19 protein-coding genes are annotated in these 22,193 nt (G+C 39.7%); 3 read left to right on the forward strand and 16 right to left on the reverse strand.

Annotated features, from left to right (window positions below; translation table 11 throughout):
- Positions 1-13: 13 nt before the first annotated feature.
- Entirely contained in the window at positions 14-1,303 is a 1,290-nt protein-coding gene (locus ACESMA_RS06375) for a UDP-N-acetylmuramoyl-tripeptide--D-alanyl-D-alanine ligase (protein WP_372947944.1), read from the forward strand.
- Here ACESMA_RS06375 and trxA read toward each other — a convergent pair.
- Complete coding sequence (gene trxA, locus ACESMA_RS06380; protein ID WP_372947945.1) at positions 1,300-1,671, reverse strand: thioredoxin; 372 nt, start codon at positions 1,669-1,671, stop codon at positions 1,300-1,302. The two genes, ACESMA_RS06375 and trxA, sit on opposite strands and share 4 nt — an antisense overlap.
- Before the next feature lie 178 nt (positions 1,672-1,849).
- On the opposite strand from trxA, the gene ACESMA_RS06385 reads away from it, so the two are divergent.
- A complete protein-coding gene (locus ACESMA_RS06385) occupies positions 1,850-3,259 on the forward strand; it encodes a CCA tRNA nucleotidyltransferase (protein ID WP_372947946.1) in 1,410 nt (469 codons plus the stop codon).
- Here ACESMA_RS06385 and ACESMA_RS06390 read toward each other — a convergent pair.
- The 9 genes from ACESMA_RS06390 to amrS form a co-directional block, all read right to left on the reverse strand.
- Positions 3,256-4,296: an endonuclease gene (locus ACESMA_RS06390; protein ID WP_372947947.1), complete on the reverse strand. Its 1,041-nt coding sequence runs from the start codon at positions 4,294-4,296 to the stop codon at positions 3,256-3,258. The two genes, ACESMA_RS06385 and ACESMA_RS06390, sit on opposite strands and share 4 nt — an antisense overlap.
- A complete protein-coding gene (locus tag ACESMA_RS06395; RefSeq protein WP_372947948.1) occupies positions 4,286-5,737 on the reverse strand; it encodes a hypothetical protein in 1,452 nt (483 codons plus the stop codon). Before ACESMA_RS06395 ends, ACESMA_RS06390 begins: the two co-directional genes overlap by 11 nt.
- A gap of 107 nt (positions 5,738-5,844) precedes the next feature.
- On the reverse strand, positions 5,845-7,281 hold the full coding sequence (locus ACESMA_RS06400) for a sodium:solute symporter (protein WP_372947949.1): 1,437 nt from the start codon (positions 7,279-7,281) through the stop codon (positions 5,845-5,847).
- A 2-nt stretch (positions 7,282-7,283) separates the two neighbouring features.
- Positions 7,284-8,453, reverse strand: coding sequence for an exo-beta-N-acetylmuramidase NamZ domain-containing protein (locus ACESMA_RS06405; protein WP_372947950.1), 1,170 nt, complete (start codon positions 8,451-8,453; stop codon positions 7,284-7,286).
- A gap of 61 nt (positions 8,454-8,514) precedes the next feature.
- Entirely contained in the window at positions 8,515-9,393 is an 879-nt protein-coding gene (locus tag ACESMA_RS06410; protein ID WP_372947951.1) for a hypothetical protein, read from the reverse strand.
- 273 nt (positions 9,394-9,666) lie between these two features.
- A complete protein-coding gene (locus tag ACESMA_RS06415) occupies positions 9,667-10,923 on the reverse strand; it encodes a DEAD/DEAH box helicase (RefSeq protein WP_372947952.1) in 1,257 nt (418 codons plus the stop codon).
- Between the two features lie 91 nt (positions 10,924-11,014).
- Positions 11,015-11,974: a tocopherol cyclase family protein gene (locus ACESMA_RS06420; protein WP_372947953.1), complete on the reverse strand. Its 960-nt coding sequence runs from the start codon at positions 11,972-11,974 to the stop codon at positions 11,015-11,017.
- Position 11,975: 1 nt separating this feature from the next.
- Positions 11,976-13,217: a patatin-like phospholipase family protein gene (locus tag ACESMA_RS06425; protein ID WP_372947954.1), complete on the reverse strand. Its 1,242-nt coding sequence runs from the start codon at positions 13,215-13,217 to the stop codon at positions 11,976-11,978.
- A gap of 95 nt (positions 13,218-13,312) precedes the next feature.
- Positions 13,313-14,323, reverse strand: a complete 1,011-nt coding sequence (gene amrS, locus ACESMA_RS06430) for an AmmeMemoRadiSam system radical SAM enzyme (protein WP_372947955.1) — start codon at positions 14,321-14,323, stop codon at positions 13,313-13,315.
- A gap of 110 nt (positions 14,324-14,433) precedes the next feature.
- Here amrS and ACESMA_RS06435 point away from each other — a divergent pair, with 110 nt between their 5' ends.
- Positions 14,434-15,948 carry an SLC13 family permease gene (locus tag ACESMA_RS06435; RefSeq protein WP_372947956.1) on the forward strand — a complete coding sequence of 505 codons (1,515 nt, stop codon included), beginning with the start codon at positions 14,434-14,436 and terminating at the stop codon, positions 15,946-15,948.
- Between the two features lie 100 nt (positions 15,949-16,048).
- On the opposite strand, the gene nqrF is transcribed toward ACESMA_RS06435, so the two are convergent.
- From nqrF to ACESMA_RS06465, 6 genes are read right to left on the reverse strand one after another with little or no spacing between them, the layout of a single operon-like run.
- A complete protein-coding gene (gene nqrF / locus ACESMA_RS06440; protein WP_372947957.1) occupies positions 16,049-17,311 on the reverse strand; it encodes an NADH:ubiquinone reductase (Na(+)-transporting) subunit F in 1,263 nt (420 codons plus the stop codon).
- A gap of 17 nt (positions 17,312-17,328) precedes the next feature.
- Positions 17,329-17,946 (reverse strand): NADH:ubiquinone reductase (Na(+)-transporting) subunit E, encoded by a 618-nt coding sequence (gene nqrE, locus ACESMA_RS06445; RefSeq protein WP_372947958.1) that lies wholly within the window; start codon positions 17,944-17,946, stop codon positions 17,329-17,331.
- A 20-nt stretch (positions 17,947-17,966) separates the two neighbouring features.
- Positions 17,967-18,611, reverse strand: a complete 645-nt coding sequence (locus ACESMA_RS06450; RefSeq protein ID WP_372947959.1) for an NADH:ubiquinone reductase (Na(+)-transporting) subunit D — start codon at positions 18,609-18,611, stop codon at positions 17,967-17,969.
- 3 nt (positions 18,612-18,614) lie between these two features.
- The gene (gene nqrC / locus ACESMA_RS06455) at positions 18,615-19,316 is read right to left on the reverse strand and encodes an NADH:ubiquinone reductase (Na(+)-transporting) subunit C (protein WP_372947960.1); all 702 of its coding nucleotides are present in this window, start codon (positions 19,314-19,316) and stop codon (positions 18,615-18,617) included.
- Between the two features lie 16 nt (positions 19,317-19,332).
- Positions 19,333-20,514 (reverse strand): NADH:ubiquinone reductase (Na(+)-transporting) subunit B, encoded by a 1,182-nt coding sequence (locus ACESMA_RS06460; protein ID WP_372947961.1) that lies wholly within the window; start codon positions 20,512-20,514, stop codon positions 19,333-19,335.
- Between the two features lie 34 nt (positions 20,515-20,548).
- On the reverse strand, positions 20,549-21,895 hold the full coding sequence (locus ACESMA_RS06465; protein WP_372947962.1) for a Na(+)-translocating NADH-quinone reductase subunit A: 1,347 nt from the start codon (positions 21,893-21,895) through the stop codon (positions 20,549-20,551).
- Between the last annotated feature and the right edge of the window lie 298 nt (positions 21,896-22,193).

The raw sequence follows: 22,193 nt of genomic DNA on the forward strand, positions 1-22,193 counted from the left end.
TTTATTTTAGACTATGACTATTGACCAAATCTATAAACTTTTCGAAGCACACCCGAACGTAATTACCAACAGCAGGAAAATTGAAAAAGGTTGTCTGTTTTTTGCTTTGAAAGGTGAAAATTTCAACGGAAACAAATTTGCCCATGATGCACTGAATAAGGGAGCTGCTTTTGCTTTTGTAGATGAACAGGAATACCATAATTCAGAAAAAACAATTTTGGTAGAAAATGTTCTTCAAACTTTGCAGGAATTAGCACTATTTCACCGGAGAAAACTGGGAATACCAATTCTCGGTATTACGGGTTCAAACGGAAAAACAACTACAAAAGAACTTATCTCAACCGTTTTAAGTGAAAAATACCAGGTGGCATTTACACAGGGAAATCTGAATAATCACATCGGCGTACCACTAACACTCCTTACTATGAATAAAAGTACTGAAATAGGAGTTGTGGAAATGGGTGCGAATCACCCGTTTGAAATTGGCGAGCTTTGCGCCATTGCTGACCCTGATTTAGGTATAATTACGAATATTGGCCGGGCCCACCTCGAGGGATTTGGTTCATTTGAAACAATAAAAAAAACAAAAGCCGAATTATATGAGCATTTGAAAAGAAAAGGCGGCACTATTTTTTATAATAACGATAATATTATATTACAAGAATTGATTGGTGATTATTCCCGGACAGTAAGTTTTGGAAAAACAAGTGCCGATTTTACCGGAGAACCGGTTTCTTCACCTCCCTATCTTCATGCCAAATTGAATTTTCCCAAAGGTGCCATTTATTTGAATACTCAACTAACCGGGCATTACAATTTCGAAAATTTGATGGCCGCAGCCTGCATTGGGAATTATTTTCAGGTTGACCCGCTAAAAATTCAGTCAGCAATAAAAAACTACCGACCTAAAAATAATCGGTCACAACTTATTGAAAAAAGCGGGCTGCAAATAATAATGGATGCATACAATGCCAATCCTACCAGCATGCAGGCATCCATCGAAAGTTTTGTATCTGCCTTTCAGCAACCCCGGTTTCTGATTATGGGTGATATGCTTGAACTGGGCGACCAGGCATTAAAAGAGCATATTTCCATTTTGGAACAAACAAAAAAACACCCCTTTGAAGCGGTGTTTCTTGTTGGGCCGGTTTTTAAGGAAGCAGCCCAAAGTTCTTCGTATTATACTTTTCCTGATGTATCCGCGCTTTGCAATTATTTTGCTCAGAATCCTGTTAAAAAAGGATCTGTTCTAATAAAAGGCTCCCGCGGAATTCACCTCGAAAAAGTGCTCGATTTTCTTTAGTTTACTGAAGATTTTTCAACTTTCAGCACATCTGAAATAGCCTGTTCGAAAGTGGCTTTAGGAAGCGCTCCCATGGCCATTTGTGGTTGACCGTCAACCGGAACAAACAGTAATGAAGGGATACTCTGAATACCAAACATGCCTGCCAATTCCTGTTCCTGTTCTGTGTCAACTTTATAAATTACAAGCTTGTCGCCATACTCTTTCTGCAGTTCTTCCAAAACGGGGGCAACCATTTTGCATGGACCGCACCAGTCAGCATAAAAATCTATCATACAAGGTACTGAACCTTCGTATTTCCAATCTTTGTTCACTTCAAAGTTAAATACTTTTTCTTTGAATGTCTCTTTTGTTAAGTGTTCCAACATATTTATTAAATTTAAAGATTTACATATCTAAATTTGTCGATATCCAAAATACAAAGATAATACCATTTTATCTGAATGAAAAATAGAACTGGGTTTCCCTCAAATAATTGTAATTTTGTCACGATTTTTTCCCGGACTGTCAGGAAATTTTTTTTTTGAATACTTTTTTGTCAGAAAAATGAAGCATAAACTAAAAGATAAAATATTTGAATATATAGCTAATGGTGCTGAACAAATAGGCCAGGAAACCTATGTGATAGGAGGTTACGTGCGGGATTTGTTCCTGAACAGGCGTTCCAAGGACATTGATATTGTAACTTTGGGTAGTGGTATTGAACTGGCTGAACATATTGCCCGAAATTTAAAACCAAGACCTAATGTTACTGTTTTTAAGAATTTCGGTACAGCTCAATTAAAATACCGCAATTTCGAAATTGAGTTTGTTGGAGCCCGCAAGGAATCTTACCGCAGCGATTCACGAAAACCAATTGTGGAAAATGGTACGCTTGAAGATGATCAAAACCGCCGTGATTTTACCATTAATGCGTTGGCTCTAAGTTTAAACAAAGAAAATTTTGGGGAACTTTCAGATCCATTTAACGGGTTGAAAGACATGGAAGAAAAAATTATCCGGACTCCGCTCGATCCCAATATTACATTTTCGGATGATCCGTTGCGAATGATGCGTGCCATCAGATTCTCTACCCAACTGGATTTTGAAATTGAAGCAACTACACTGCAGGCCATTGCAGCAAACCGTGATCGAATAAAAATCGTTTCATCTGAGCGGATTGCTGATGAGCTGAATAAAATTATGATGGCAAAAAAACCCTCTGTTGGGTTTAAATTACTGGACGAGACTGGATTGTTAAACATTATTTTCCCCGAATTACAACAGATGAAGGGAGTTGATATAGTAAAAGGAACCGGACATAAGGATAATTTTTACCATACACTTGAAGTGCTCGATCGCATTGTTCCGCATACTGATAATCTTTGGTTACGGTGGTCGGCATTGTTGCACGACATTGCCAAACCAGCTACCAAAAAATTTATAGAAGGGCAGGGCTGGACTTTTCATGCCCATAATTTTGTAGGAGTTAAAATGATTCCCAAAATTTTCCGCAGATTAAAACTTCCACTCAACGAGAAAATGAAGTATGTTCAGAAAATGGTAAAGTTACACATGCGACCCATTGTTCTCTCAGAAGAGGAAGTATCTGATTCTGCTGTTCGGCGTTTGCTTTTTGAAGCCGGCGATGATATTGACGATCTGATGACTTTATGCGAAGCTGATATCACCTCCAAAAATCCGGAGAAGGTAAAGCGTTACATGAAAAATTTTAAAATTGTGCGCCGGAAGCTCAGAGAGATTGAGGAAAAGGACGCCATTCGAAATTTTCAGCCTCCCATTTCGGGTGAGTTAATTATGGAAAAATTTGGCCTGTCGCCCAGTCGCGAAGTTGGTCTGATTAAAGATGCGATTAAAGAGGCCATCCTCGATGGGGAGATAAGGAATAACTATGACGAAGCATTTGCTTTTATGCTGAAAAAGGCTGAGGAACTGGGTTTGACACCCGTATATTAAGGATTGTTTTGCAATTTTAACAAAACTGGCAAATGGTCGCTAAATCCTCCATTGTAACGAAATCCAATGTATGTTCGGTTTGTTTTTATTCCGCCATATCGTTCATCTTTTTCCAGGAGAAAAGGTAATTGAACGATTTTTGCCCACTCCGGCCGGGTAAACATATTATTTTCGCTTTTCAGTAAATTTCCTGAAACCATTATCTGGTCAAAAACAGACCATTGCGACTGGTATTTCAAAGTCCCCGGTTCCTGATTCATCCACGAATAGGAAAGATTGTAAATTTGGGTTTCATTATAATCAAGGTTTTTCTCTGAATATTCTTCGGCACCCAGATGAATAGAAACGCTTTCATCAGAAGGCTGGTCGTTAAAATCGCCAACAATTACAATGTTGGGTTTTTTGTGCTTTTTTTGCAGAATTTCAAATTCAGATCGTAAAATATGTGCTGCAAGATTTCTATGTAACTGACTTTCAAGCAGCCCCGAATACCTCGAAGGCCAGTGATTGACGAAAATATGCAAGGTATCAGTTTTGTTTACAATACCTGAAACATACAAAATTTCCCTTGAATTCAACACCGAATCATTGTCAAGCTGCAATGGTATATATTTGTACTCCAGTGGATAGAATTCATTTTCATTATATAAAAGCCCAACATCAATTCCCCTAAAATCTAGCGATTCTTTGTGAATGATTTTATAGGGAAAAGATTTTAATGGTGTTTCGCTGATTAACTTTTCCAGCACAAAGCGGTTTTCAATCTCGCAAAGTGCCACAAGTTTAGGCGGATTCCATCCTGATGAGCTTAATATTACTTTTGAAATATTCTGAAGTTTCTTGTTAAATCTATTGAATGTCCATCGCCGGTCTCCGTTCGGAGTAAATTCATCATCATTTGTTTCGGGATTATCTTTTAAATCGAAAAGATTTTCAACATTGTAAAAGAGAATAGTTGTTTCGTTTGAATGTTGTTGCGGAAAAGTTTTGCCAGCGAAAAGAATAAACAGGCAAAACAGGAAAACTTTATTTTTCATCCTTTTTTTCAATTCGCTCATAAGCGCCAAGGTCGGGGCCGTCGTCAGAAAGTCGGTCTTTATTCAGAATATCCGTGGGGAATAATTTGCCATAATCAGGATTTCCGATGTCTTTTGCAGCCGAGAGGGTATCCAATTCATAAATATAATCATCATACGGATCCATAAACAGTGGATTGAATTCTTCGCCTTTCCATACATTTTTGTAATGGTCTTTATTTGAGGTATTAAATGTGTCGGGAACCTGTATAATACAATGGTCAAAGAAATAATTAAAGGCTTTTTCTTCGTTTTTGCCCAATTCTATTTCCATCTGGTTATTCCCGTAAATAATGCTGTTTCCAAAAAATGCCTTTTCCAAATCTCCGGTATGTGTCACTTTTGAACCATCTGCCGATTCAATGACCAATGCGTTGGAAAGTACCAATGACGCCGTTTTTCGCACCCGTGAAGTATATCCACCCCAGTAATTGGCAATGGTGGTATGGTAAAATTCATATTCTCCGCCAACCAGCAATGCAGCAGCATAGAAACCGCAATTTGCAATTACGTTGTTGTACCCCGAAATTTTTGATTTCATGGCAAATAATCCGGCATAGGCCATGTTTTCAATTTTTGAGTTTGAAAGTTCGAGCGTGGCGTAACCTTCATCTTCAATTGTTCCTACCTGCAATCCAATATTCGCATTTTTAATGTTGGTGAAATTGAATACATTATCGTGGCTGCCCGAAAAGAGAATAATTCCGTTCCACTGGTCTGGTATGTTTTTGTAAGTATCTTCGAGCCTGTCAGCAGTAAAAAGTATCTGGTTTTGAAAATTCCCCTCTGCAATCACATTTCCCCTTACATAAAGTCCAGCATCTTTGTGAAAATAAATTCTGGTACCTGGCTCAATGGTTAAAGTTGAAGTGCTGTCAACATAAGCATAATCGTAAACCAGGTAAGGCTTTTCTGCAGTCCAGGTTGTTGTGCCAATGTTTTCGCTTTTAATCAGTTTAAAATCCTGACCATAGGCAATCAGTTTAATGTTTTGCCGGGTTGTATTGGTTGTAAATTCTATTGAATCCTGAACAACCATGGGCAGGTTTTGTCCATTTGGATCAATGGTAACTTCCACAAAAATAAAAATACTATCGCGCGCAGGTACTTCTACTTCATAAACTTCATTGGAAGATTCTCCGTTTACATTCAGCCTGAAATTTGAAAATTCGCCTCCGGCAACCCGAATACGGCCAATAAGAATATTTTCGTCGTAAGGATTGTATATTTTCAGATTTTGAGTTGTTGAACCAATGGTCGTGAAAATGGTATCAAACATTACCGTATCAACAGAAAACCTAAGTTGTGCATCGGGTGAATTCAAATATCCCTCATCTTCGCATGAAAACAGCGAAAAAGCCACGAAAGCCACAAGCAATATTTGAAGCAGATACCTTTTCAATTCCCCAGTTTTTAATGCTACAACGGATTTTATGCCATCTTATTCTGCAAATATAACAAATCAATTTACAAAATTTAACATTTATTTGCAACTATTCATATTTTAATTCATTTTTTTGAAATGACCCACAATCCTAAACATGTTAATAAGCCGTTTAGGATTAAAAGTTCAAATCCGAATTTGTACCCGTGAAAAAGTACTTCAGAATAGACAGAAATAACATAGCACAAAACGGGTGAAATTATTGCTACAACCGGAACCCATTTATCTTTAATATTTTTTTTGGTGTACATGCCAAACACAAACAAACCCAGAATTGGCCCATAGGTATAACCAGCCACTGTAAAAACTGCAACTACCACACTTTCGTTGCTGATGGCCCTGAACACCAAAATTATTGCTGCCAGTAAAACGGAAAACAGCAGGTGTGCCCTTTTTTTAATGCGTCTTCTTTGTGTCTCTTCGTATTTATCAATTTTTAAGAAATCAACACTAAATGAGGTGGTCAGCGCAGTTAGTGCCGAGTCGGCACTGGAATATGCTGCCGCAGTAATTCCCAACAGAAATGCAATGCCAACCGCTAAACTTAAATGGTTCAGTGCAATTAACGGATACAAGTCATCCGTATTTTCAGGAATTTGAATACCGGTTTCATGGGCAAAAATATACAGTAAAACCCCCAGGCAAAGGAAAAGAAAAACAGCCGCCAAAAACGATAAACTGAAAACTACCATGTTTTTTTGCGCCTCTTTTTTGTTTTTACAAGTTAGGTTTTTTTGCATCATGTCCTGGTCCATCCCAACCATAACAATGGTTATAAACATTCCGGCAAAAAATTGCTTGAAAAAATTATTCCCACTGCGCCAGTCCCAAAAGAATATTTTCGAAGTTGGTTCAGCAGAAATTCGTTCAGCAAGTGAAAAAAAATCGAGATTAAGTGAGCGGCTTATTGATATGATGGTAAATATTACGGCACTCACCAGAAAAAGAGTTTGCAGTGTATCTGTCCAAACTATGGTTTTTATTCCGCCTTTAAACGTGTAAACCCATATTAGGGCAATAGTAACCAAAACAGTTATTGAAAAGGGAATATTGAACGTATCGAAAAATGCAATTTGCAATACCGTAGCTACCAAATACAACCGAAATGCAGCGCCAATAAGTTTTGAAATAAGGAAGAAAAACGAACCGGTTTTGTAGGATGAATTTCCGAAACGCTGGTCTAGAAACGAATAGATGGAAACCAGGTTGAGCCTGTAATAGAGCGGGAGTAAAATTCCAGCCACAAGCCAGTACCCGACAATGTTTCCAAAAATAAATTGCAAATAGGAAAAAGCTGAATTGCCCACTTCGCCGGGTACAGAAATAAACGTTACTCCCGAAAGAGTTGCCCCAACCATGCCAAAGGCAACAAGGAACCAGGGCGATTTTCGGTTGGCTGTAAAAAATGCCTGGGTATCAGCATCTCGCGAGGTAAGCCAGGATATGCCAACCAATACTAAAAAATAACCTAATACAAGACTTAGAACGAGGTAGGGATTCATAACTATTCAAAATCGGGATAGAGTAAATATTTTTTTCTTATTCGTTTATATTTTTCCAGTTCGGGCTGCCAGCTTTGTACAATTTCTGCCTCGGAAAGCCCTTGCCTGATTTGCTGAATGAGTTTATCTGTTCCGGCAAGCAGGTTTAACCAGCGTTCGCGGGTAAGAAATTCTTCTTCGTTCTCATACTTCTGGTAAAAATCAAGAAAGAATTTCAGTGTAAATTGTGGTACTTCTTCGAGTTGTCTTAAATCAGCACCATAACAAACTTTTCCCTCGTTGAGCGGTTTTAGGGCTGCGTTAGGAATACTTCGGGGAGTAAAGCTGAAATCTCCCAGTTCTGGTTTTAACCCACCCAATACCTGAAAAGGAAAATCGGTACCACGCCCAACACTTACGCTGGTTGCTTCGAAAAAACAGAGGGAAGGATAGAGCCGTACTGCCAAATCGTTGGGTAGATTAGGCGATGGCGCAACGGGCAGGGAATAAGCCATCTGATGCGAATAATTGGCCACTGGAATTATTGTAAGCTCACACCGTTTCTCATTTTCCAGCCATTTTTCACCATTAATCATTTGAGCCAGTTCGCCAACGGTACATCCATGAACAAGAGCGATGGGGTGCATTCCCACAAACGACTTATATTCAGTTTTCAGTATCGGACCTGCAACATAATCGCCATTGGGGTTTGGCCGGTCGAAAACAACGAGCGGTTTATTGTTTTCAGCACAGGCTTCCATTACAAGGTGAAGCGTTGAAATGTAAGTGTAAAACCTGCATCCCACATCCTGAATGTCAAAAATAAGCAAATCGAGATCGGCCAAATGTTCCGGCAAAGGTTTGCGCGTATCGCCGTAGAGTGAAACCACCGGAACGCCTGTTTTACTGTCAACACCGTCTTTAATTAATTCGCCCGCCGAAGCATCGCCCCGGAACCCATGCTCGGGAGCGAATATTTTAACCACTTCAATGTTTTGTGCCCGTAAAAAATCGATAAGATGAACTTCTCCAACAAGCGAGGTATGGTTTACTACCAATCCAACTTTTTTATTTTGAAGTAGATAGATGTAGTTTTCCGGTTGTTCGGCACCTGTTTTTAATTCTGTTTTGGATTGCGCGTTGCAGGAAAAGGAAAACAGGATTACCGCAAGAAAACCAATTCTTTTCAGCATGGCATAATTTTTTTAATTCTGATGGCTAAAATACCATTTGAAAAATCGAAAACCTAAAAAATTAGTGTGTATTTCCGAAGGGAATTGTAAAACCGAGCCATGGAATAGCAATCAATCCGGCGTCTGCTCCAACAGGCATGAACAGCCCAAAGTCCAGTGCGGCCTTTTTTATAATCCAGCGTGCGCCGCCACTAATTATTCCTCCTCCGCTTTCAGCAAAACCAATGTAGTAATTTTCAGAAAGGAAGTACCACCGGGATGAAAGCCTGAACATTCCGCAAAAATTAATGAGTGGACTGGAAGCCCATTCACCTCCTGCAAAACCATATCCCAAACCAATACTTATATTGTTATCAGGCGTTCCGAAAGTTGAAACCCCATACAAAATACCAAAAGTTGCATCCGATTCTCCCAAAATTGTTCCTGCTAAAGCACCGGCTCCAAGGTTGAATTTATTTTTTTCGAGGGGAAACGATAATTTCGGGTTGATTAAGACTGGTGTGGGACCTCCACCAAATAAAAAAAGCGGAATAACTGTTGCTCCAATGGAAAAGTTATCTGTAATTCCATAAGCGAACTGATTCCAAAGTACCCATATGTTTTGGTAATATCCTTCTCCTTTTTTTAATCCGTAGCCATTGGGAGCCCAAAAATACCGTGTTGACTGTGGATTTGGAAACCAAAGCTCTCCATCCTTATACTGGTTTGGCAAAATTTCTTTTTGAGAAATAATGTCTTTGGTTAGAATGGAAATTTCTCCAAGATTTTCGGTTAAAAGAACAACTTTGGCAGTATCCTGGCTGGTTATTCTGCCAACAAATTCATTCCCGTCGCGGGTTTCAATTCTGACTAAGGTTGAGTCAGTTTCATTTTGTGCAACTACCTGGTTCATGGTTGGAGCCAGCAAAAAAATGAATAAAAGGAGTTTTACCTTTTTCATGCCATAAATTTTAAATTTCACTTAACCCGAATAATCCAAGAATTATTCCTGTCTCCGACAACGACTAAGATTACGTAAAAACTTTTTTTAAAAGTTTAACTTCCCCGAATCAACTTCGGGGCAGGCTATCTAAGTCGGGATTAACCTGCATTTCATTCATTACAAACAAAATTTATGAATAATGCAGGTTAAAATATATGCTTTGAAAGGTAAGGATATTTTGAATTGAAGGCAATACCAAAAATGGAGAATTAGCAAATATTAATTGGGAAGCTATTTGTTTTTCTGACCTGATGGCCGGCTTTTGAATTTTTTTCCTCCGTCTTTTCCTTTTTTGCTGTTATTGAATTTTTTTCGACGAAATTTTCCAGATGATTTTCCTGGTTTCCAATCTGGGCCCTGACCCAAACCTTCAGGTAACGGAAGTTTAATTACTTCCCGCTCAATGAGCTGTTCAATCTGTTGGAATTTTCCCATGTCTTTGTCGTTCACCAGAGTCAGGGCCACACCGGTGGCATCGGCACGGGCAGTTCGGCCCACGCGGTGCACGTAGTCTTCTGCATCGTGTGGAACATCAAAATTGATAATGAGGTTAATTTCCTTAATGTCGATTCCGCGGCTAAGCACATCGGTTGCAACCAAAATTCGTGTTCGGCGTGCTTTAAATCCCTGAAGTACTTTTTCCCGATCGGTTTGCTCCAAATCAGATGAAATGGGTTCAACCGACATGTTATTTTTTTTCAGCGACCGGGCCAGTTCGTTCACTTTTACTTTGGTGGAACAAAAAATAAGAATGCTGTTATATTCCGGTTTATCGGCAAGCAAGTGATTAATGAGATCAATCTTTTGGTTTTCGTAACACAGGTAAGCTGCCTGCAAAACTCCTTCAGCCGGTTTCGACATGGAAATGTTTATTTCCTTTGGATTAACCAGAATTTTTGAGGCCAGTGTTCTGATTTTAGGCGCCATGGTTGCGCTAAACATGAGTGTTTGTCGTTTTTTTGGCAAAAAAGAAATGATTTTCAGAATGTCTTCATGAAACCCGATGTCGAGCATGCGGTCGGCTTCATCGAGAATAAGGTATTTTATGGTATCAAATTTTACATATCCCAGGTTTAGGTGGGCAATAAGTTTACCGGGTGTGGCAATAACAATGTCGCCACCCTGGGTGAGTGCCTTTTTTTGCTGGCCCCAGTCGTCGCCGTCGCTTCCTCCGTAAATGGCTATGGAATGAATTCCCAAACCGTATGCAATTCCCTGAACCTGCTGATCAATTTGCATGGCCAGTTCGCGGGTGGGAACTAAAATTAATGTAGTTGTTTCACCGGCAGGATGTTCTAAAATTAAATCGAGAATAGGAATAACAAATGCTGCCGTTTTCCCGGTGCCTGTTTGGGCGCAGGCAATCATATCTTTTCCTGCAAGTATTTCAGGAATCGCTTGCTCCTGTATCGGAGTTGTGTTTTTAAAACCCATGTACGAAATGGCATGGAGTATGTCGTCGTGTACGCCTAATTCAGAAAATTTCATTCAATTCAATCATTTTTATTCTTTACTTGTTTGGGAAAAACATCTTGTTTTCTGAATGCAAAGTAAACTAAAATTATTGATTTATCGGGTTTTAAAAGTAAGTAAGAATTTTTTCGATGAGCTCCATTCCGGCGTGTTTTCCCTGATTTGAAAAAATCACTTTTCCATTGGTATCTGCAAGTTCAAGTTTTATTTCAGAGTCGATACTTTCTTTAATAATCCGGTTCATTTGGCCGGTAACAGGCGCTTTTAAGTTTCCACTGTTTTGCTGAACGGCCGTTACCTTTAACCTGTGTTTTTTATTTTGCATTTCAATTTGAAGTGTTTTTCCTGAAAATGAAAGTTTGGTGATTTTTGAATTGTTATAAGTAGCAAACAGGTAAAATTTTCCATTGAGGTATAAAAAACAAATGTGCCCGATAAAAAAACTGCCAAGCCAGGGAATTTTTGCCACCGAAAAAGTGAATGAGCAATTGGGGTGGTCAAACGTATTGCAGTGCAGCCAAATCCACGATTCAGGGAAGGATGTTCCCCAGTCTTTTTCGATGTAACCTGTGCCATCAGAGAAATCAACAGCATTGCCGTTTAGTTCAAGTTTTCCGGTTAATTGGTGCAAAACCGAACCAATGCCGTGTTTACATTCCATAAAAGGAACAAATGAGTACCACCCCATAATTCCGGGAGAAAACATACTTTTCGGAAATTTAATCATTTCTGAATAGCTGATTTCCCCAGTAACCGAAATTTCAGGTGAGTCAATCTGAAGCACAATTCCTTTTTCGGAAAACCTGTTGTTTTCAATATTAACCTCCATTTTTTTTGTTGAATATTGAAATGCCGAAAGCGGATATTTTACGTATGCCGTTTGCCCCGAAATTCCATCGATAAACTGGATAAATGCATGTTTGTCGGTTTTATTCAGCGAAATGCCCGGGATAAATGAAAAAACATGCTGCCCGTTTTTGGCAACATGTTTAAAATACCATCCTTCGAAATAGTTTTTTTTATTTAAATCTCCCTGAAAAACCTCAGGCTTAAATAGTTTCATCATTTTATTCCCGAACTTTTTTATATCCTTCCCAATCGAATGATTTAATAAACTCAAGGCCTTTTTTCGCTCCCAGCAAAAACAATTTCTTTTTCTTTTCGTCCTCCATTTTAAAGTTTAACCAGTTAAATTCCTTGTCGGCATCAATAAAACAAATCAATTTTCTGAAGTCGGGATTTTGTAACAGGAACTCGTTGTCGGCGTCGTGGCGCATGGTGCTAATCATCGACCCAACAAATCCGCCCAGGTCGTCCACATCGGCAAACATTTCGCGATAGGCGCTTAATTTAACACCAAATGTGGGTTTTCGGGGAATGGTTTTGGTTTTAGAGTGAAAAACATTGATTGGGAAATTAGAAATCATGCCGCCATCCACAAATTTTGCTTTTTTAGGAATAGGTCCGAAATAATTGGTTTGTCTAATCCATTCACCTGTAGCCGGTTCTCCGGCATTGGGAATATCTTTTATTTCGAAAGGAACAAAAAAGAAAGGAACCGACATGGAAGCGCGAACCATTTTGGCCGGCGATATTTCATTTACTTTTTCTCCATAGTACAAATGGCCCATTTTAGGGAACAACACCTTCGATTGTGTGGTAACATCTGCAGCTATAATATGAGTTAAAGCCATTTCGTCGGTAATTGCTTCTCCTGTGCGACGGTTGATAAGGCCGGCAGGGTAATATTTACTGCTCCTTTTTTCAAGAAGGTCTTTAATGTTTGTAATTTTATTGGGCGATTCAATCAGAATTTTTTCAATCCACTCTTCAAAAGCTTTTCCGGGATTCAATCCAAGGTTTACAAACAAAGCCTGTTTCACTTTCCTGAAATTCCAGGCCAGTTTTCCCAAAACCCTTTTGAATGGAGTTCCGTCGATTACACGCTGAACAATATTTTTTAAAGCAGGATCTCCGTCAACAAACTCAAATAAATCCTGTTTGGCCAAAACATCGAGCACCTTTTTCGACTTTTCTTTGTCGATGGAATCAATTCCTGCAAGTACCAAGGTGTTAATGGCTCCGGCAGAGGTTCCGGCCAAATGGAAAAAGCGAATTCCGGCAAGTTCAAGAATATAGGTGTAACCCACCAGAGCAATTCCCAAAACACCTCCGCCTTCCTGAACCAGGTCAACATACTGGTGGCCTTCTTCGTCAATTACATCTGAAAAAATCTTGTCTTTTAATCCTTCAGCTTCGCGCATCATTTGCTGAAATTCAGGCTGGTTGGTAAAATCTTCGTAAGTCATTTTATTTAAATTTTATTGAATTATAATATCAGAGTAAAAGGTACAAAATTTACTTTATAGTTTTATTGGAGGGCGGAGGAAATTTTAGTGGAAAATTATTCAGTGATGACATGGGCTTGTGCACCACATGTTTTGCAGGTTCCTTTAAAACCGTTTTGTACAATTTTAGTCTGATAATGATTTCGTTCAATTAATAATGCATGGCAATTCGGGCATCGGGTTGTTGCATGCTCTTCATCGTTTACGTTTCCGAGGTAAACGTGATACAGATATTGTTTGGCAACGGAAAACAGGTGATTCAAAGTTTCAACTGGTGTGGGAGGCAAAACAAGTTTATATTGGGGAAAATAGCGCGACAAATGAAGAGGAATGTGCGGACCTAATTCTCCGGCAATCCATTTTATCATTTCTTCAAATTTTTTGTCATTGTCGTTCAAACCAGGAATAACCAGGTTTGTAATTTCAAGATGATTTCCATGCGCCGCGATTATTTTCAAAGTTTCCAAAACCGGTTCGAGTTTTCCCCTGGTAAAGGTTTTGTAAAAATCATTGTCGAACGCTTTTAAATCAATATTAAAGGCATCTATTAAGGGAAGTATCTGTTTTAAAGGTTGCGGATTAATGTATCCGTTTGATACAACCACATTTTTCATATTTTTTTCTTTTACCAGTTTAGCTGTGTCAACCATAAACTCATAAAAGGTAAAAGGCTCATTGTAAGTGTAGGCAACTCCAATGTTATTTTTGGTTTTCATAGCTGTTTTTAAAATCTGTTCTGAAGTTACCGCATGAAAATCGTTGAATTCCTTTGCAAAGCATTGCGATATTTTATGGTTCTGGCAGAAAGAACAATACAGATTACACCCTACTTCGCCGATGGAAAGAATATTTTTCCCCGGGAAAAAATGATACAACGGTTTTTTTTCGATGGGATCTGTTCCCAATGCTGCCACCTGATTGTAAACATGCGTAACAAGCAATCCATCAATATTTTCGCGCACTTTGCAAATTCCGGTTTGTCCGGGTTTTAATTCGCAATACCAGGGACAAAGAAGGCATTTTGTCACATGGTCTTCAGCTTTTTGATAAAAACGTGCTTCCTGCATTTTTATGCTTTTTTTCAAAGTTACGAAAATTCTTTTGTTACTTTAGAAGCATGTTTTTTCGAATATTATCCGAATTTTAAGAAACTAATACGAATTGCATGTCAAAACCTGTGAAGAAAAAAACCTCCCGGCTGCAAAGGATCATGTTAATAGTAGCGCCGGTAATAAGTTTGCTCATTGTTTTATTTGCTGACCTCGATCCTGAGAATAAAAAAGTAACCTACACCTTTGCCATTGCGCTTTTAATGGCCATTTGGTGGATTACAGAAGCCATTCCGCTTGCAGCAACAGCGCTCATTCCGGTTGCACTTTTCCCATTATTCGGTGTTGTTGACGGAAAAACGGTTTCTGCCATGTATTTTAACCATCTCATTTTTTTGTTTATTGGAGGGTTTATAATGGCATTTGCCATGGAACGCTGGAATTTGCATCGCCGAATTGCGCTCAGAATTCTTATTTTGTTCGGAATTAGCCCAGGCCGGATATTATTGGGTTTTATGCTGGCCACTTCTTTTTTGTCGATGTGGATGTCGAATACAGCCACAGCCATGATGATGGTTCCCATTGCGCTCTCCATTATTTTGAAACTGGAGGAAAATCTTGGGAGAAAAGCTACCAGAAGATATTCAGCGGGGTTGTTACTTTCCATTGCTTACTCAGCCTCAATTGGCGGAATAGCCACTTTGGTTGGTACACCACCCAATCTGTCGTTTGCACGGATTGCGAGTATTCTATTTCCTGAAATGGAAGAGATTTCTTTTGCCGATTGGTTTGTATTTGCATTGCCAGTCACCATTTTAATTTTTTTTGCTGCCTGGGCACTGTTATATTTTATGTTCAGGCCAAAGAAAAATTGGGAAAATCTTCATTTAGATGATTTTAGAAAGGAATACAAATTGCTGGGCAGCGCCAAACCTGAAGAAAAAATAGTATTCGCGCTTTTTTCCACACTAGCATTACTTTGGATTTTCAGGACAGGATTCGAAATTCAGTCGGTTAAAATACCCGGATGGTCGCAGTTGTTCCAAACGCCGTCTTTTATAAACGATGGCACTGTGGCTATTTTTATGGCATTGCTCTTATTTATTATTCCCTCTAAAACTGAAAAAGGTGAGCGGTTAATGAATTGGGAAACCGCTAACCGCATTCCCTGGGGCATTGTACTTCTTTTTGGAGGTGGTTTTGCTCTGGCCCAGGGATTTGTGGATTCCGGTTTGTCGGTTTGGTTTGGAGAGCAATTGGCCGGGTTGGGTAAAATGGACCCAGTAATACTTACGCTGGCCAATGTTTCCATGATGTCAGTTCTCACCGAACTTACTTCGAATGTTGCTACCACCGAAATGATTTTACCCATTTTGGGCGGATTGGCTGTTACCATTAATATTAATCCGTTGTTGTTAATGGTTCCGGCTACTTTGGCCGCTTCCCTGGCATTTATGCTTCCGGTTGCCACTCCTCCCAACGCCATTATTTTTGGCACAAACCGAATTAAAATTAAACAGATGGTAAAAGCGGGAATTTTATTGAATATAGTCGGAATAATTGTAGCTACGCTTGTTATGTATTTCTGGGGAACCCTCGTTTTTGGAATCGATATTTCAGTTTTTCCCGACTGGGCCAAATAAAAAGCCACCCTTCAGATTAAGGATGGCTTTTTATCAATAATTTTATTCTCAAATCTTCCTGCTCAATACTCTGTACTTAATTCTTTGTACTTCTTCAAATTTAGCTTCCAAAATCGTCAAACTTCACGTTTTCGTCCGGAACGCCAAGGTTATAGAGCATTTTTTGAACAGCATCATTCATCATGGGTGGACCGCAGAGGTAATAGTCAATTTCTTCTGGTTCTTCATGTTTGCTGAGGTAATTGTCGTAAATAACCTGGTGAATAAATCCTGTTGGTCCATCCCACTTATCTTCCGGAAGGGGTTCAGAAAGAGCCAGATGAAAATTAAAGTTGTCATAATTTTTTTCAATATCACGGAACTGATCGTAGTAGAAAACTTCTTTCCACGACCGTGCACCGTACCAGAACGTAACTTTTTTCTTTTTCTCCTTAACCGTATGGAATAGGTGGAACAGATGCGAACGCATGGGCGCCATGCCGGCACCACCGCCAATAAACATCATTTCGTTGTCATTGTCATTCAGGAAAAACTCTCCGTAAGGGCCTGAAATTGTTACTTTATCTCCGGGTTTTCTTGAAAAAATATAAGACGAACAAATACCCGGGTTAACTTTTTTAAATGCGTTATTGGCACGGTCCCAGGGAGGAGTGGCAATACGTATGTTCAGCATAATAATGTCTCCTTCAGCGGGGTGGTTTGCCATGGAATAGGCACGGAATGTAGGTTCCGGGTTTTTCATTTGTAAATCGAACATACCGAATTTTTCCCATTCGTCGCGGAATTTTTTGTCCACTTCAATGTTTTTAAAATCCACTTCAATTTTCGGAACATCGATTTGAATATATCCCCCCGACTTGAAATTGAGGTTTTCGCCTTCAGGTAGTTTAACCACAAATTCTTTAATAAACGTCGCAACGTTTTTATTGGAAACCACTTCACATTCCCATTTTTTTACGCCCAGCACTTCCTGCGGAATTTGTATTGTAAGGTCTTCTTTCACCTTTACCTGGCAGGCTAACCTCCATTTTTCATTCTGTTCTTTTCGGGTGAAGAAGTCGGTTTCGGTAGGTAAAATTGAACCACCGCCTTCCAGAATCTGGCAACGGCACATGGCACAGGTTCCGCCACCACCGCAGGCAGAAGGAAGCAAAATTTTATTGTTGCTTAATGTGGAAAGCAAGGTGTTTCCGGGCTCGGTTACAATCTCTCGCTCTCCTTCATTAATTTTAATTTTTACCTCTCCTGATGGAGTCAGCTTTTTCTTGGCAAAAAGCAAAATAGCAACCAGCAGTACAATAACCCCAAGAAACACTGCCACACTGGCAATTACAACAGTAGTTTGTGTTGAAAGCAAAAGCATTGAAAATGTATTTTATTTTACAATTTAATTCCCATAAAACCCATAAAAGCCAATCCCATAAGGCCGGTAACAATAAATGTAATCCCCAGTCCGCGCAACGGAGCCGGTACATTTGAGTATTGAATTTTTTCCCGAATGGCTGCAATTCCCACAATAGCCAGAAACCAGCCGACACCAGAACCGAGGCCATAAACAGTAGCTTCGCCAATGTTTAAGAAAGCTTTTTGCTGCATAAACAGCGATCCGCCTAAAATAGCACAGTTTACTGCAATTAGCGGAAGGAAAATACCCAACTGCGTGTAAAGTACAGGTGCGAATTTTTCCACAATCATTTCTACCAGTTGAACCATGGAAGCAATTACTGCAATGAACATGATAAACGACAGAAAACTGAGGTCAACGTCGGCAAAAGTTGGGCTAAGCCAGGTAAGTGCACCTTCTTTTAGCACATAGTTTTCAAGCAAAAAATCAACCGGAACAGTGATTGCCAATACAAAAATAACCGCAATACCAAGGCCGGTGGCTGTTTTAACTGTTTTTGATACAGCCAGGTAGGAACACATGCCCAGGAAGTAGGCAAAAACCATGTTCTCTATGAAAATCGATTTGATAAATATATTAATCAGGTTTTCCATAACGATTTCTTTTTTTGAAGTTAATCTTCAATTAACTTGCGGTTACGACTGCGCTGAATCCAAATAATTATTCCAACGGTAATAAGTGCCATGGGAGGCAAAATCATCATACCGTTATTTTCGTAAAATCCTCCGTTGGCAATGTACCAACTGTCTGGTATAAGCTGTAAACCGAATACTGAGCCAGATCCAAACAACTCGCGGGCAAATCCTACAATTATCAGAATTACACCATAACCTGCTGCATTACCAATTCCATCGAGAAACGACGGCCAGGGACGGTTACCCAGTGCAAACGCTTCGAGCCGGCCCATAATAATACAGTTGGTAATAATTAAGCCCACAAAAACCGAAAGCTGTTTGCTCACGTCGTAAACGTAGGCTTTCAGCACCTGGTCAACCAAAATTACCAGCGAGGCGATAACCACCAACTGAACGATAATTCGTATGCGATTGGGAATGGTATTGCGTAAAAGTGAAATAATTACATTGGAGAATCCCATAACGGCCATTACCGAAACAGCCATAACCAGTGAAGGTTTTAGCTGTGCTGTTACAGCAAGCGCCGAACAAATTCCCAATACCTGCACAGTAATGGGGTTGCTGTCGTTTAGTGGATCAGACAACAGCTTTAAATTTTTCTTTGAAAATAGTGGTTCGCTCATTTTCTATGATTTTTTCTTCATTAAGAACTCTTCGTAACTGTTAAAATCTTCCAGCAGCATTTGTTCCAGGCCTTTGCTGGTAATAGTTCCACCCGAAATTCCATCCACACTGTGTTCTTCCTGTGCTTCCTGTCCGGGTTTGGTAACTGTAATGGAAATAAGGTTTCCGGAGTTGTCAAAAATTTGTTTTCCTTTAAACTCTTCCTGGAACCAGTCAGTATTAATTTCGGCGCCCAACCCAGGGGTTTCCGACTGGTGATCGAAATTGGCCCCGTAAATGGTATTCATGTCGTCATCTAATGAAACAAACCCCCAAATAGGACCCCAGAGCCCGGCTCCACGCATAGGGAAAATGTATTTGAGTCCGCTTTCGGTTTCGCATTCAAAAACCGGAAGCAATCGTTCTTCAACCGGCTTGGCTTTTTCTCTTTTCAGGTCAATTTCAAAAGCATCTTCTCCTTCAACAATTTCGCCTTTAGAGTTGATTACATATTGATTTCTGATTTTATCAGCATAAATTTCTCCGGCAGTTTCAAAGGTGCTTTCAATATTTACTGAAGCCAGAATATTTTGCATTTTTTCAATTTCCACATTTTTATCCTGGCGTGGCCGTAAAGCCATGGCAGCCGTGGCAAGCACTGCAGCAACCAGAATAACCATTGCGGCTGCGTAAATAAAAGTATATGTATTACTGTTCCTGTCCATAATTTCAATTTTTTGGTTATGCAGTAACTTTAGCCCGTTTCATACGGCGTTTGATATGGCCTTGTACCACATAATGGTCGATAAGGGGTGCAAACGTATTCATCAGTAAAATGGCCAGCATCATTCCTTCCGGATAAGCCGGGTTAACCACTCGTATTAAAATAGCCAGAATACCAATAAGGAATCCGTATATCCATTTTCCTTTTTCTGTTTGAGTGGCAGAAACCGGGTCAGTTGCCATAAATACAGCCCCAAAAGCAAAACCTCCCAAAATGAGGTGCTGCCAGAATGGTACGCCGAAAAAGGTTGCTGCTTCAGGAGAAAGCCCCTGACTTCCTGCAAAAATGTTCAGCAAAATTCCCATTACTACACCGCCGGCAATTGTTGAAACCATTATCTTCCAGTTCCCTATTCCGGTTACAATTAAAATAACCGCACCAATCAGAATGGCCAGGGTGCTGGTTTCGCCTATTGAACCGGGAATAAATCCGAAAAAGGCGTCGGCTACGCTGAAATTTATATTTCCGGCGGCAGCATCGGCCATTGGCGTTGCTCCGGTAAATCCGTCAATCGGAACATCGTTTTTACCCAGGGCCACCCACACCGAGTTTCCTGACATTTGTGCCGGGTAGGCAAAAAACAGAAATGCACGTGCCACAAGGGCCGGATTCCATATATTCATTCCGGTTCCTCCGAAAACCTCTTTGCCGAAAATAACAGCGAAAGCAGTGGCAACTGCCACCATCCAGAGGGGTGTTTCAATGGGCATAATCAGCGGAATAAGCATTCCCGAAACCAGAAATCCTTCATTGATTTCGTGGCCGCGCATTTGAGCAAAGGCAAACTCGATTCCCAGCCCAACTCCGTAAGAAACGATTACTACAGGCAATACTTTCAACAGTCCATAGAGGAACATGTCGAAAAATCCTGTTGAAGCAGCTTCCCCAATGGCTAAAAAATGCTGCAATCCAACATTGTACATTCCAAATAATAAGGAAGGAACAAGTGCCAGTACAACAATAGACATGGTGCGTTTCAAGTCGATATAGTCGTGAATATGTGTGCCGGTTTTAGCTGTGTGTTTTGGCACATACAAAAATGTGAAGAAACCGTCGTGCACTGAGTGAAGCCAATGGTATTTCGCTCCTTTTTGCACGTAGGGTTCAGTTTTTTCAAAAAAGTTTTTTAAGAATTTCATCTCAATCAGACTGATTTATTGTTTTCAGCAAAAATTAACCAAGTTCTTTTATCATGGTGTTAATTCCGTTTCGTAATATATCCTGCACCTTAATTTTTGAAGTACAAACATATTCGCACAATGCAAAATCTTCTTCAATTACTTCATAAATTCCAAGCTGCTCCATTTTATCAATGTCGTCGGCCAGGCATGATTTGAGTAAAAATACGGGAAGAATGTCCATGGGAAGAACCTTTTCGTACTGATTTGACAGCACAAAAGCCCGTTCTCCACCATGCAGATTGGCGTTCATCTCATATTCTTTTTTAGGAAATATTTTAGAAAAGAAGGTTTTCGAAGCGCTAAACTTGTCAATACCCGGTGTAGCCCATCCAAAAAGTTCGTATTCATCGCCTTCTGGAATAACTGTAACCTGAGAATCGTAATATCCAAGGTAATTCATTGGTTTTACCCGGGTGCCGGTTAGCACGTTTCCGCTTATAAGTCTTTGTTTGTAATTTACCTTTTTCAGGCGACCATCGGTTAAAGTTGATACCGGTGCTCCCAACATGGTTTGAAAATATTTGGGTTTTTCAACCTCTGAACCGGTAACTGCAAATACTTTGCTGAAATCTACTTTTCCGGTTTCAAACAGCCTTCCCATAAACAAAACATCCTGTGGATTTACAGTCCAAACCACTTCACCTTTATTAACTGGTGCAATATGATGGATTTGAATACCAACATTTCCTGCAGGATGCGGACCAGAGAACTGTTTTATTTCAACGTTTTTAATATTGGTAAAAACTGATTTTTCGCTAACCCCCAAAAATACCTTTCCATCAGTAAGTTTTTCCAGTGCATTAATACCGGTTTGAAATGTTCCCAGTTGGCCTTCCACAATAAAATTGTAGTCGGGAGCAAGAGGGGCGGTATCGAACGAGGAAATAAAAATAGCTTTGGGTTTCTCTTGTGGAGAGGCTATAATCCCGTATGGCCGGCGTTTAATAAATGGCCATAAACCACTTTTAAGCAGTTGTTCTTTTACTTCGTGGGCAGACAATGAACCCGGATTGGCTTTTTTAAATTCAGCCGATCCCGCTTCGTTATCGGTTTCAATTACCACTTCAAGAATTCGTCTGCGTTCACCCCTGTTTACCGAAGCAACTTTGCCACCAAACGGTGCGGTAAAAACCACTTCCGGATGGTATTTATCGTAAAATAAAGCATCGCCGGCCTTCACTTCATACCCCGGTTTCACACTCAGTTTTGGTGTAAGCCCGGGAAAATCGGTGGGTTTTAATGCTACTGTGGCAGGTACCGGAAGCGTTTCAAGCACTGTTTCAGCACTTCCTTTTAATTTTATATCCAGCCCTTTCCTTAACTTAATGACTTCTGACATTTTAATCAAGAATAGTATTGTTTTTCAGGTTGGCAAAAGTAAATAATAAATTCACTATTCCCAACGTTATTTGCTGAAAAATCGAAGGTTCAAACTATGCAAATAAGTCAATATGTTTTGTGATATATGTCAATATTGAACAGGGGTTGAATTCCGGGAAATGCTAATAAATTATTAATTCATGTTGAAAATCCTGTTTTGGCGTTAAACAGGTCTTTGAAAATGGCGAATTCAACCGAATGAAAGTCATATTTTCAATTTGAAACGAAAAAAATACCTTTGTATTTAAGATGACAGG

Source organism: Mariniphaga sp., from assembly GCF_041687215.1.
In the GTDB taxonomy this organism is placed as follows: Bacteria; Bacteroidota; Bacteroidia; order Bacteroidales; family Prolixibacteraceae; genus Mariniphaga.